General features: G+C 42.3%; 12 protein-coding genes. 9 read left to right on the top strand and 3 right to left on the bottom strand.

All coding sequences use genetic code 11. The annotated features are described in order from the left end of the window. Positions 1-6: 6 nt before the first annotated feature. The 3 genes from arsC to nhaC all read left to right on the top strand — a co-directional run bounded on the left by arsC (position 7) and on the right by nhaC (position 3,011). Positions 7-426, top strand: a complete 420-nt coding sequence (gene arsC / locus ABE021_RS13290) for an arsenate reductase (thioredoxin) (RefSeq protein WP_430289276.1) — start codon at positions 7-9, stop codon at positions 424-426. A gap of 121 nt (positions 427-547) precedes the next feature. Beyond that, positions 548-1,300 carry a thermonuclease family protein gene (locus ABE021_RS13285; protein ID WP_430289274.1) on the top strand — a complete coding sequence of 251 codons (753 nt, stop codon included), beginning with the start codon at positions 548-550 and terminating at the stop codon, positions 1,298-1,300. 310 nt (positions 1,301-1,610) lie between these two features. Further along, positions 1,611-3,011 (top strand): Na+/H+ antiporter NhaC, encoded by a 1,401-nt coding sequence (gene nhaC / locus ABE021_RS13280; protein WP_430289273.1) that lies wholly within the window; start codon positions 1,611-1,613, stop codon positions 3,009-3,011. A 43-nt stretch (positions 3,012-3,054) separates the two neighbouring features. Here the strand turns inward: nhaC and ABE021_RS13275 are convergent, their stop codons facing one another. Then, entirely contained in the window at positions 3,055-3,585 is a 531-nt protein-coding gene (locus ABE021_RS13275; RefSeq protein WP_430289272.1) for an isoprenylcysteine carboxyl methyltransferase family protein, read from the bottom strand. 10 nt (positions 3,586-3,595) lie between these two features. Next, on the bottom strand, positions 3,596-4,672 hold the full coding sequence (locus tag ABE021_RS13270) for a type III polyketide synthase (protein ID WP_430289271.1): 1,077 nt from the start codon (positions 4,670-4,672) through the stop codon (positions 3,596-3,598). A 187-nt stretch (positions 4,673-4,859) separates the two neighbouring features. Here ABE021_RS13270 and ABE021_RS13265 point away from each other — a divergent pair, with 187 nt between their 5' ends. Next, entirely contained in the window at positions 4,860-5,159 is a 300-nt protein-coding gene (locus ABE021_RS13265) for a hypothetical protein (protein ID WP_430289269.1), read from the top strand. Between the two features lie 57 nt (positions 5,160-5,216). Here ABE021_RS13265 and ABE021_RS13260 read toward each other — a convergent pair whose 3' ends face one another. Continuing rightward, complete coding sequence (locus tag ABE021_RS13260; protein ID WP_430289268.1) at positions 5,217-5,654, bottom strand: YaiI/YqxD family protein; 438 nt, start codon at positions 5,652-5,654, stop codon at positions 5,217-5,219. Positions 5,655-6,150: 496 nt separating this feature from the next. Here ABE021_RS13260 and ABE021_RS13255 point away from each other — a divergent pair, with 496 nt between their 5' ends. The 5 genes from ABE021_RS13255 (at position 6,151) to ABE021_RS13235 (ending at position 13,323) form a co-directional block, all read left to right on the top strand. Then, complete coding sequence (locus tag ABE021_RS13255; RefSeq protein WP_430289266.1) at positions 6,151-7,533, top strand: leucyl aminopeptidase family protein; 1,383 nt, start codon at positions 6,151-6,153, stop codon at positions 7,531-7,533. A gap of 313 nt (positions 7,534-7,846) precedes the next feature. Then, positions 7,847-8,308 (top strand): DinB family protein, encoded by a 462-nt coding sequence (locus tag ABE021_RS13250; protein ID WP_430289325.1) that lies wholly within the window; start codon positions 7,847-7,849, stop codon positions 8,306-8,308. A gap of 609 nt (positions 8,309-8,917) precedes the next feature. After that, a complete protein-coding gene (locus tag ABE021_RS13245; protein ID WP_430289265.1) occupies positions 8,918-9,871 on the top strand; it encodes a calcium/sodium antiporter in 954 nt (317 codons plus the stop codon). A gap of 356 nt (positions 9,872-10,227) precedes the next feature. After that, a complete protein-coding gene (locus tag ABE021_RS13240; protein ID WP_430289264.1) occupies positions 10,228-10,836 on the top strand; it encodes a protein kinase family protein in 609 nt (202 codons plus the stop codon). 216 nt (positions 10,837-11,052) lie between these two features. After that, the gene (locus tag ABE021_RS13235) at positions 11,053-13,323 is read left to right on the top strand and encodes an ATP-binding cassette domain-containing protein (protein ID WP_430289263.1); all 2,271 of its coding nucleotides are present in this window, start codon (positions 11,053-11,055) and stop codon (positions 13,321-13,323) included. Positions 13,324-13,541 lie beyond the last annotated feature (218 nt).

Genomic DNA, 13,541 nt, shown 5'->3' with positions numbered 1-13,541 from the left:
ATAGTAATGTCAAAAAAAACAATCTATTTCTTGTGCACAGGTAACTCATGCCGCAGCCAAATGGCTGAAGGATGGGGCAAAAAGTTTCTTGGTGAAGATTGGGAAGTATTAAGTGCAGGTATTGAAGCGCACGGAGTCAATCCGAATGCGGTGAAAGCGATGAAGGAAATTGGCGTTGACATTTCAAGCCAAACGTCGAATATTATTGATCCGCAACTTTTAAATCATGTAGATTTCATCGTTACTCTTTGTGGGGATGCAGCTGACAAATGCCCTGTGACACCGTCTCATATAAAACGTGAACATTGGGGATTTGATGATCCTGCGAAAGCAGAAGGAACAGACGAGGAGAAATGGGCATTTTTTCAGCGGGTACGTGACGAAATAGGTGCAAGGATTGAACTCTTCGCTAAAACACGTAACTAAGGTCCAAAACTGGAAAGCTGTTCTCTCATTTCTTCATATTCTCGGTGAGGCGTCTGCTTTTCATTCGCCACACAACCTGCTAAACTTGTAAGAATGACGAATTGAGTGGGGAATGAACGAAATGGCACAAAAATCAAGAAAAACGAGTAAAGCGAAGGGAAGTCTATCTGCGCTTGTGATTGCGGTTATTCTCGCGGGAGTGTACTACATTTTCTCTCCGGAAGCGGATACGTCACCCTCTAGAGAAGGGCTGGAACCCGTTGAGTTAGTCAAAACGATTGACGGGGATACGATTAAAATTATGTATGAGGGAAAAGAAACGAACGTCCGCTATTTACTCATAGATACTCCTGAGACGAACCATCCAAGATTGGGAAAGCAGCCTTTTGGTGAAGAAGCGAAGCGACGGAACCAGGAATTGATGAATAGCGGGAAGCTGGAAATTGAATTTGACATCGGACAGAAGTACGATAAATATGGCCGATTGCTTGCCTATATTTACATAGATGGGGAAAGCGTTCAGGAGAAATTGCTCGCAGAGGGGCTTGCCAGAGTAGCGTATGTATATCCTCCGAACACCCGGCATTTGGATGACTATGAAAAAGTCCAGAACGAAGCGAAGAAAAAAGGGATTGGAATTTGGACGTTAGAAGATTATGCAACCGATCGTGGATTCGACAGTGACTCTTATCCTGTAAAAGGAGATACTTCGCCAAAACCAAAATCTGAAAAGTCATCCACACCGTCCGCTGAACAGTATGCGAATTGTACAGAACTTCGCAAAGTGTACCCTGAGGGTGTAAAACAAGGCTATCCTGCTTACACCGAACGGATGGACGGAGACAAAGACGGCGTCGCTTGTGAACCAAGATAAATAAAGTAGATGCTTGACAAACTATAAAGTCATGGTAAGATTTCAATAATCATTCAAACCGAAACGTGAATATTTATTCAAAGTGATGATGCAGTAGTGAACGAAGATCGCAGCAACTAGAGACTGGATAGGTGGTGCAAATCCAGGCGCTTCGTTCATGAATTACGTCAACAAGCAATCTTTGAATCCAATGAAGTGGATAAGCGATGTCAGCTTGTCAACATGGGTGGTACCGCGGAGAACTCCTTCGTCCCTGTCTTAGGGAACGAATGGAGTTTTTTTGTATGCAAAAGCCGAGGGGGACACAGACATGTTTCATATTCAGTCACGTATTAAGCCAACCGTAATAGAAGCCGCTCTTCTTATTTTCATTATCGTCACGATGATCAGTGTGAGCATCATATTTTTTGGAGCTGTTCCACACTTACCGATTTTAGGCAGTATCTTACTGCTTATCGGCTATGGATTCTTAAAGAAAGTCTCATACAGGGAATTGCAAGACGGAATGACAGAAGGTTCCGGAGCCGGGATGGCTGCCGTGTTTTTGTTCTTCTTCATCGGTATGCTCATCAGCAGCTGGATGATGAGCGGTACGATTCCAAGCTTGATCAATGCAGGCTTCCAACTCATCACACCATCCTACTTTTACGCGATTGCCTTTACGGTGACGGCAATTATCGGGATCTCCGTCGGGAGTTCCTTGACTACTGTTGCGACAGTTGGGGTAGCATTGCTTAGTATGTCAGGAGTCCTTGGTCTATCTCCAGCTATTGCTGCTGGAGCAATAGTTTCAGGTGCATTCTTTGGGGATAAAATGTCTCCTTTGTCCGATACGACGAATTTAGCTTCGTCGATCGTCGGCGTCGATCTGTTCGCCCATATCCGCAATATGATGTGGACGACCGTTCCAGCATTTGTCTTGTCGTTTGGAATCTTTGCGATTCTTTCCCCTGCAGCAGGGGATGCCAAATTAGACACGATTCAGTCGTTCCGTGAAGCACTTGCTGAAACCGGTCTGGTGAACTGGGTTTCGTTCTTGCCGTTAGTCATACTTATTGTCCTGACGCTAATCAAGGTTCCTGCACTGTTGACGCTGGCGGCAAGTACAGCATCAGCAGTTGCAATCGGGTGTGCATTACATGCTTATAGTGTTTCACAAGTATTTGCAATTCTCTTTGACGGTTTTAAGTCAGAGACGGGTGTTGAAGCGGTAGACAGTTTACTGAGTCGCGGAGGCATAAGCAGCATGTTCTTCACGATTACACTGGTCATCTTAGCACTGACGATGGGCGGGTTGTTGTTCAAGCTAGGCATCGTGCAGACGTTACTTGAAAAGGTGGAACAATCGCTGCGTTCTGCAAGATCAGTAATTGGAGCATCTGCATTAACTGCGATCAGTATAAATGTACTGATCGGGGAACAATATCTATCGATCTTACTAACCGGTCAAGCATTCCAAGGCCAATTTAAAAAGTTAGGTCTTGCGAGCAAGAACTTGAGCCGTGTTATGGAAGATGCAGGGACGGTCGTTAATCCGCTCGTTCCATGGAGTGTGTGCGGGATATTCATTGCGGATGTGTTAGGGGTACCTGTAGTAGACTACTTCGGATTTGCGTTTTTCTGTCTATTCTCACCCATCTTGACAGTCTTGTTCAGCCTGTTCGGCAAAACGTTGACATACGATGACTCTATAAAAGAATCCCATTCATAACATGCAAAAAGCAGTGGCCTCCGAACATGGCCACTGCTTTTACTTATTCCAATGAAAATTTTTCTTTATAATTGGTTGCTTCTTTCAACGCTTGTTCTTCCTGAGGTATCCGAACGGACATCATCCAGGCATTCAATAAAGTGAAGATAATAGCGGTGATATAGGCTCCGAATATCATGGGCAATACAAGGATTTCTGTTGCAACGATAAGATAGTTAGGATGCCGGATGAATTTATAGGGTCCTTTCATGACGACATCGGCACCTGGAAGGATAATGATTTTTGTGTTCCAATACCTCCCGAGAGAAGCGAGGCACCAAACCCGTAATACTTGTGTCAACAAGAAAATCGTCAATAACACGATCCATATTGGCGACAAAGCTGGTTGACGAATGGCTACTTCCAGTAGGAAGGAAACAAAAAATGCAGTATGAAGTAGGACAATTGCAGGGTAGTGACGCCCGCCTACTTCGTATGCTCCTTGTGCTTTCATCCGTTTCTCATTGTTTTTCGCTATGACTAATTCCGTAAGCCTTTGAAGGATGACAAGTGAAATTACAATCCAGAAAAACAAGTTGTCCACCTCATTCCCATTTCAACAATTGAAGTTCTCCACAAAACCCAGGTCCAAGTGCAGCGAGCACACCATATTCCCCTTTTGCAGGCGTCGATTCCATGAATTCCTTCAATACGTAAAGAACCGTGGGTGATGACATGTTTCCATTCATCCGCAAGACATCCCTGGATATCTCAGTCATAGAGTTGTCAAAGTGAAGTGCTTTTTCATAAGCTTCCAACACTTTTTTTCCGCCTGGATGTGCAACGAAATGGGAGATGTCTTTGTCTGTGAGATTGTATTTCTCTAAGAAGTGATGGACGAAAGGTCCAAGCCAGTCACTAATTATGGTCGGTATGCTTTTTGAAAAGACGACGTACAGTCCGCTGTTTTTAACATCCCATCCCATGACGTCTTCGGAATCAGGCATTAGCTTGGATGTTGTCGCAATAATAGAAGGACGGGCTTGTTTTGAACGGATTTTGGACTGATCTCCAGCAACTAATGCACAAGCGACTCCATCTGAAAATAATGAGACTCCGACGAGGTTACTCTTTGAATAATCGTCTTTCTGGAACGTCAGACTGCACAACTCAATCGCCAGAACGAGGACGTTTGCTTCTGGATATGCCAAACAGAATTCGTTGGCACGGCTTAGCCCTGAAGCGCCGCCCGCACACCCGAGTCCCCAAAGAGGGATACGTTTTACATCGTCACGAAAGGGTAACTTATTCATAATACGGGCATCGATACTAGGGGTGGCAATTCCGGTACTGGATACAAAAATAATGGCATCGATATCTTTGTAGTCCACTTTTTGATCGAGCATGTCAGATTCGAGACACGCAGTGACCGCAGCTGTTCCGTATTCAATCGCATGAGATATGTACAAGTCGTTACGTTCTTCAAAATCATGGGCTTGCCCATACCATTCGAGCGGCATGCACACATTTCGCTGTTCGATATCCCCATTTTGAAACACAGTCAATAGCCGTTCGATGTCTTTGAAACGTCCACTGAAAACGGAACGTGATAATTCAACGGCTTCTTCCTGTTTTATAAGATTAGGTGGTAAATGAGTGCTTACGGATAAAATCTGGGGCATATTTGAACCTCCTAGTTGTCTTTACTTATATAATTTCCTAAATCCGGATAATTCAAACCGTATGAAACGCTAAATCAGTAAAACACCCTGAAGTCTTATACACTGGGAAGCAGTAAGGTATTGAAAACGAGTCAGATAGAATCGGGCAGGAACAGTTCTCATAAACCATTTTGAAGGGGAGATCATCATGAATCTTATTGAAACACGTAGTCAATTATCCAGTAAGGCGAAGTCGATTGAACAAGTATGTGCCATTCCAAATGCCACTGTGCTGAATATTCAGCTTCGCGCAGGAGAAGAAGTGGCTGAGCATGATTCGGATAGAGAAGTGCTGATCATTGTCAGAAAAGGAAAAGTCCGGTTTACAGTCGAAGGGATCCCTGCTACAGTTTCAGAAGAAAATATCCTTCACATGGCCCCTTACGAAAAGCATAGCTTGTTCGCAGAGACCGATGCGGATATCTGTGTCTTTCAAATCACACCATAACGCAATCATGGTATGACTGTAATTCATGAATTATGCTGAATAGCATGAACGTGATACTCAGTGCTGATGTGCGATCAGTTGTGTTAAACTGCTTTGAAACGCTTCGTTTTGTTCAACGGAGCGTTTTTTTGGTCCTTTTAAACGACCTCCCGCTTGGCGAACTTTTTGGGCAAAGTGCCGGGAGTATAACAGCTGATCGATATTTGCATCTGTATACCATCTTCCGTTTTGGTCAATTGGACGTCCGCCTTTAGCGAGCGCCATGGCAGCAAGACCATAATCTTGGGTAACTACTATATCGCCCTTTTCAATGCGGTTCACTAGGACAAAGTCAACTGCATCCGCTCCTTTGGAAACAACAAGTGTTTCAGCACCTTCACGGATCATCTCATGAGCGGTATCGCAAATGAGCAAACAATGGATTCGATGTGCCTTTGCAGTGCTGATCGTCATGTCCACTACAGGGCATCCATCTGCATCGACTAATATTTTCATCTTTCTTTCACCCCACTTAGTTAGAGCGTATCACAGCATAGGATATAAAATCATTTTTCCCCACTTTTCGATGTTTTTAACGGAACCTCCGCGGGAAAACAAAAAATAAGTGATCTACTAAATGGGAAGGAATAGGATGAAGTCGTCTGAGAATAGTCGGATGATTGTGGAATAATCGAAAAGAGTATGGGCGTCGGATGGATGCTGAAAACCGCACATTGGAGAAGACACATAAGCTGAAGGAAACCGCTGCTAAAGAGGGTGAAAGTTACCCCCTCAGCTTTCATTAGAAGAAATAAAAAAAGGTCAGGTGATTGGAATTATGACCATGTCCAGGTTTCAGGAGCGATGAACTCCATCAATAGCTAAACCATTCCTTCTCTTGGGATGGTTTTTTGTATGCTATCAATTATTAGAATCCTCTGTTTTCACGTGGTACACTGTGGAGGAATCATTTGTTATATAACGATGCTATAAGAGAATGGGGAGAACCATGATGACTGAAGTGAAGCTGCTCTTTTCAACGGACCAAGCAATTCAACACAATGAAGATTTGAAAACGTATGCACAACAAGTACAACCTGGAGCTGGGAGTACTGTTTTTTTCGAGGGGAAACAATGGTATGTGATGTCGGTGAAAGATGGCAAAACAGGCTGTCTGGAAACCGTACGGTCGATGGCAGGAATGGCAGCACGTGCATTGAGCCGTGCCAAGGTTTCATCAGCAGCATTAAAGGTGAATGCGCTAAGTGATCAATTTTCAGGTTTGGATTCTGAAGAAGCGGTCACTGCCTTTGTGGAAGGCTGGCATTTAGGAGCTTATCAGTTCCTCACATACAAATCCGACGTGGAACCGTTCAGCACTAAATTGACGATTGAAGACGCACCCGAGAAAGCCATTCAAACAGGGGAACACCGTGCAGAAGCGGTCTCCTATTCGAGGGATCTGATGAATGAACTATCGGATGTCCTGAATCCGGAATCCTATCCAGAGCGCTTGAAAGAGACATTCCAGAACACAGATGCAAACGTCATCGTTCATGACAAAACAAAGCTGGAAGAGATGAAGATGAATGGAGTTCTCACTGTTGGCAGAGGAAGCCGATATGCTCCTTCATTTGTAGAGGTTTCTTATTGCCATAACCCCTCGAAACCATTGGTTGCACTTGTGGGAAAAGGCGTCACATTCGATACAGGCGGCATCAGTTTGAAGAGTGGGAAAGACTTAAGTGATATGCGTATGGATATGGGTGGCTCTGCTGCGGTCGCTGGAGCTATGAAGCTGCTAGTTGAAAGTGAAGCGGATGTCAATGTTGTGGCATTGATACCAATCGTGGAGAATTCTCCAGACAACTTATCTGTTCTGCCAGGGGAAGTCATTCAGTATAAGAATGGACACACAGTCCAAGTCGGCAATACTGATGCAGAAGGCCGACTGATTTTGGCGGACGCACTGTTACGTGCGGCTGAGCTGAATGCTGCCTATGTTGTGGATATTGCCACATTAACCGGTTCAATCGAAAATGCACTAGGCTCTGAGATTGCAGGTGTCTTCGGGGATGAAGAACTTGCAAGTAAAATGAAAGAAATCGGGGCGAAAAACGGGGATGCAGTATGGCCGATGCCACTGATCGATGCGTATGATGAAACTTTGCAAAGTGATTATGCAGACTTCAATAACATCAGCTCACTCAGTTTCGCAGGATCCATTACTGCAGCACTCTTCTTACGCCGTTTCGTATCTCAAGACACACGCTGGCTCCACGTGGACATGGCAGGGATGATGCAAAAGACATCAAACTCCGGCTATTATCCGAAGACAGCAACAGGCTACGGAGCACGATTGCTGGCGGATTATGTTGCTGAAATTTCGAAGTGAATAGAACGAAACGGGTGACCAAAGCACATTGTGAAACAACAATGCGCTTTTTTATTATTGGGAATTTTATCTAACTAATGGATCGTGAAGTGGTATAATAATTCTGTCACCTAGGGGCTGATGCATCTAATTAATGACAGCATTCTATTGTTTGACGAAGTTTTATGAAACATACAGGAACCATCTTAATGACGATAATTACAAATCACAGTAAATGTGAGGGGATTAGGGGGAAATCAGATTGGAAAAACACGGGTTGTATTTAATTGAGAAAAAAGAAGGATTGGATTTGGAATTTGGCAAGTTACTTTCCATGATGGAATATACTCGAGTGACGACATTGGCCGAAGTGAAAGACTTAACGATTGAAGAATTGGATTTTCTAATTCACGATGAAGCGAACTCAATCGGTATGCTGCTTGCCCATTCGATCTCTGTTGAAAAAGCCTATCAAATCGATACATTTGAAAAACGTGAATACACGGAAGAGGATATCCGACTGCTCAATCCAGGATTGGATTTAGGGAAAGAAGCTAGGGAACAAATTAAAGGGAATCCGGTTGAATTCTATATGGAAAATATGAAGTTAACACGAGAAAAGACAATCGAAACTTTCCGCACTTTACCCGATTCATGGTTATTCGAACAAACTCCATTTTGGGACGGTGAACTCACTAACAACTACTTCAAATGGTTCCATGTCATGGAGGATGAGTTGAATCATCGGGGACAGATAAGGATGATTAAGAAGATAATGCGTAAGACGTCTAAGTAAGTTGATTCCTTCTATAAAGTTGAAATGCATGTTTAATCAGCGTGCCAATTGCAAGGTGCTAACCCCTACGTTGAATGTTCTGTTTCGAGGACACTGAACATTGGAAACTGCAGGATTCACTACCCTTCAACTTGCAGATAGGGAATGAAGAGGTTTTCATACAATGATAATAGCAGTCTTAATGATTGGAACAACCGGATATAAAATCCTCCTACGGCGTTTAAGCGGAACCTATGCTTGAAATACTTGTGAGGATTTTTTTCTGTTATGTACTCTAACTTTATTTTAAGGTATATCGCAAAGAATGCGTATTTAAGTTAGAAAGATCATCCCGTTATTTTTTATTGTCGTAACGTGGATTGTAATTATTACTTTGCTTCTACAGTTATTTCGAATAGAATAAGTAGGATGTTTATTTTCGTTTAAGATTGTAGAATTGCATATCGAGTTGGTAATTTGCTGATGTTACTATATTAAGGAGAGTGTAATAGTCGCTCAGCTTACTCGCAGAAAGATACATAAGCGAAAGTTGGAAAAGGATTTATAATTTTTTAGTAATCAGGAAATGATAGTGAAAATACGTGAATGGTATAAGGGGAAAACGAATCTATGGCTTATATTTTATTAATTGTAGGATTTGCATTGTTGATAAAAGGGGCAGGCTTTTTTGTAGACGGGTCTTCCAATATCGCAAGATTGCTTCAAATCCCGCCTATTTTAATCGGTTTAACAATTGTAGCTTTTGGGACGAGTTCTCCCGAAGCGACTGTCAGTATCATTGCAGCACTGGAAGGAAATGCTGACGTCGCAGTGGGAAATGTAGTTGGCAGTAATATTTTTAACATTACGCTAGTTATTGGGTTGACTGCTTTTCTTTATCCTTTGAAAGTTGAAAGTGAGACAATTAGAAAAGAGATTCCATTTACCTTGCTCGCAAGTGTGGCATTGCTTATTCTAATGAGCGACATGGCCTTGCAAGGTTTCAGCAGCAACATGATTACACGCAGTGATGGGTTCATCTTCTTGTTGTTCCTATCCATTTTTATGTATTATGTTATAGAGATCGGCTTGAAAAGCCGGAAAAACGCAACAGACGATCCTGTATCTGAGAACATCAGCTGGGGGAAAAATATAGGTGTTACCATCATAGGGCTGGCGGCAATTATTTTCGGAGGAGATTTGGTAGTCAAGAATGGGACAGAAATAGCCTACTCTCTAGGAATGAGTGAAACTTTAGTGGGGCTCACAATCATTGCAATAGGGACATCTCTCCCCGAACTTGTCACATCTATTACAGCGGCATTGAAAAAAGAAAGTGAAATTGCGCTAGGGAATATTGTAGGAAGCAATATTTTCAACATTCTATTTGTACTTGGTGCCTCGGCTACCATCTCTCCATTAGCGGTGAACGAAAAAGTATTTATGGATGTCGTGTTTATGATTGCACTGACAGTTGTATTATTGATTTTCTCCAGGACCGGTTTCAAAATTGGAAAGCGGGAAGGAATGGTTCTTACTTCAGCTTACATTATTTACCTGATATATATCGTATTACGGAATTGAAGGATTCAGTCAAGATGTGGCAAGATATTTAATAGAATGAACACAATCGTTATATATTCTAAATAAGTATCACTCTTAATTTTAAGTACAGCCTATCCACTGATAATTGACACGAAAGCAATTTAAAATTATAGTGAATCTATATAATAATATATTCAACTTCCACTAAGGGGAGTAGCTGATACAGTAAAAGCCGTCAATACGGGATGTGAATCCTCGGCTTTATTGGCAACAGACGTTGTTTGCGAGACCTTACCAATTATTTGGTGAGGTCTTTTGTTTTATTTGAGACCTTATGACCGAAACTGGTTATAGCGTCTCTTTTTTATTTTTAGAAAGTTATAGGAGGTTTTCTTTTGAGCCATTATCTAGAACTTATAAATACCGTAATCATTAATAAGAAGAATCGTCTTATTAGCTATGACGATTCTTTAAAACTTGTCGGCACAGGGAGGAGTGCATTTGTTTTTAGGATGGCTTCATCAGAAAAGGCAATTAAAGTATTCTTTCCTGAATTTACGGATATTGCTCAAGAAGAAGCTGAAATCTATAAATCACTAGTGGGTATTGATTATTTTCCAACTATCCATGAAACAGGACTGAACTACATTGTGATGGATTACATCGAGGGATACACGTTCTTTGAGTGTATGACTCGTGGAAAAATCATTACCTCGGATCATATTAAAGAAGTGGATCGCGCCCTTGCACTGGCTTCAACCCAGGGATTAAATCCGTCCGACATTCACTTGCGTAATCTTATCATCACTTCTAACAATGAAATACAACTTATTGATGTTGCGCGCTACAGGCAAAGGAAGGTCTGTAACCAATGGAGTCATCTTAAAAGGGCCCATCAGCGTTTTTACAGCAACCCTTTCTTTTTGAAGAAGGTTCCTGCCCCTTTCCTGAATACTGTGGCTTATCTTTATAAAAAAGGGTTGATACCTTTCTTTAGATTGTAAAGGTCAAATCCGTGCACTCAATGATCCATATATGTAATCAGCTCTGCAGTAATTTTGCTAGTGCCTTCAAAACGGGTACTAATCTTACTGAAAAGGATATAGTGTAAGTTTGAGTGAAACAGGGAAACCCGTTGCTATAGGGAATTATTATGTATTTTGTATGAACGAATTCACCCGGAAGCCGTGAAAAGTTGAAAAGCAAGGGAGGAAGATAAGGTGTCTGAAGCAAGAGATGAAATCATTTTAAGAGGACTGCAAGAAAATAATTTAAAAAATGTGGATTTAAACATACCTAAAGAGAAAATAAATGTATTTACCGGCCTATCAGGTTCAGGAAAAAGCTCGGTTGTTTTTGACACATTAGCTACGGAGAGCAGAAGACAGATGACGATGAACTATCCCCTCTATGTCAGAAATCAGATGCCTAGATATGAAAGACCCCATGCGGATCTTATGCAGCATCTGAGTCCCGTTGTCGTAGTTGAACAGAAACCTGTAGGAGGCAATTCCCGCTCAACTGTAGGCACCTATATGGATATTCATCCATTGATCAGACTGCTGTTCTCACGTATTGGCAGTCCGCCGATAGGCTCCGCTACGGATTTTTCCAGCCAAAGTTCTTTCGGCAAATGTCCGGAATGTAATGGGTATGGTGAGGTCATCGCACCAGATGTGGATAAACTCATTGACGCCAATAAGTCCCTTCGTGAATATGCTGTGCAATTCAAGCCGTTGTCCCCTTCAGGATGGCAAGGGAACTGGATGATGACGGGTGGATTGTTTGACCCGGACAAACCTATTAAAGACTATGCCAAAGGTGAGTATGACCTTCTTGTATACGGCCCACCGGAAGGCGAACGGGTTTTTGCACCATTTCATACGAAAGACGGCCCTCATGATCATGAGTGGGATGGATTATTGCCAAGGTTCACTCGCCTCTACATAAACAGAGATGTCACCAAGCTAAAACAAATCTCTCAGGAGGATGTCTTAGCCGTCTCTACGCATACATTATGTCCGACCTGTGAAGGATCAGGCCTCAATCCAAAAGTTCTGGAATGTAAAATAAATGGATACAATATCGCGGAATATGACCAATTGGAACTGACTGAACTACTCAGTGAACTATCGAAAATAAAAGATCCAGTTGGAAAATCGATTGCTCAGCAGGCAGTCCCCAACGTAGAACAACTCGTTGCCTTAGGATTGGGCTATCTGAGTCTTTCGAGGAAAACGGGCTCACTTTCAGGTGGAGAAGCCCAACGGGTAAAGATTGCTCGGCATTTAGGCAGCAGTCTGAATAACATCACTTACATTTTTGACGAACCTAGTGCAGGACTCCACCCGGAAGAAATCAATATGTTAATCCACATGCTGGAAAGTCTGAGAGATCATCATAATACCGTGGTCGTCATCGAACACAATCTCTCCGTAATAAAAATCGCGGATGAAATCATAGAGATGGGCCCAGGAGCGGGCGTACATGGAGGACAAGTTGTTTACCAAGGGAAACTGGAAGGACTGAAAAACTCTTCAAGCATCACTTCCTTAGACCATAAGTTCACTGTCAACCGAAATCCAAGAATGCCTGAAAGCTATTATACAATTGAAAATGCGAGTAATAATAACCTTAAAGATGTGAGTGTGGAGATTCCGGAAAACGTTTTGGTCTCGATATGCGGAGTGTCGGGGTCAGGTAAAAGTTCTTTGATGTTTGAAGCGTTTTTAGAACAGTATCCTGAGACGATAGCGGTTGGACAGGGAAGTATTGGGACCTCGAGCCGTTCAACACTTGCTACTTATATGGGAATCATGGATGACATTCGTAAAATTTTCTCAAAAGTGACAGGGCAGCCGGCAGGGCTATTCAGTTTCAACTCGCTAGGAGCGTGCCCTGTCTGCGATGGCAAAGGAGTCACTACACCTGACGTGGCCTTTGCAGATCCAGTGACGGTTACCTGTGAATCGTGCGGAGGTACGAGATATTCAGAAGAAGCATTGTCTTATTGCTATGAAGGTAAAAATATCATTGAGATTTTAGAACTCACAATTGATGAAGCAAATCACTATTTTGAAATGCCAAAGATCAGGAAAAAGGTGGATACGTTGAAAGATGTGGGATTAGAGTATCTGACTTTAGGCCAGACAACAAGTTCTCTAAGCGGAGGAGAAGTACAGCGTCTGAAATTGGCAAGTCACTTGAAAAATGAAGGACAAATCTATTTGTTGGACGAACCTTCTTTGGGGCTGCATACAAAAGATAATGACAAATTATTAAACGTCTTTCAAAACCTTGTAGACAAAGGGAATTCCGTTATCATTATTGAACATAATCTGGACTTTGTTGCGGCGAGCGACTGGATTATCGAGATGGGGCCTGAAGGCGGTAAAAAGGGTGGGCATGTACTATTTGAAGGAACTCCGGAAGATATGATGAGGGCAGATACGTTAACGGCAAAATGGATGAAAAACGCATATTCTGAATAATTCTTAATACATGTCCCATTTTACGAAAAAACGAGCTGGCCTAGGAAAATAGGTCAGCTCGTTTTGTTAATAGTTCTTATTTAACAACCCGCAATAATTTCCCGTCAAAAAGGAGTACTCTTATGCTTGCACAAATACGATACTGTCCTATAATCAGGCACTGAAAACTAACAAGTTCAGATAGTTAAAGTGACCATCAAATTGATGGTTTTTAATTT

It is taken from the genome of Sporosarcina gallistercoris (genome assembly GCF_050459885.1).
Classification (GTDB): domain Bacteria; phylum Bacillota; class Bacilli; order Bacillales_A; family Planococcaceae; genus Sporosarcina; species Sporosarcina gallistercoris_A.
This window is presented reverse-complemented; position numbering and strand designations above follow the sequence as displayed.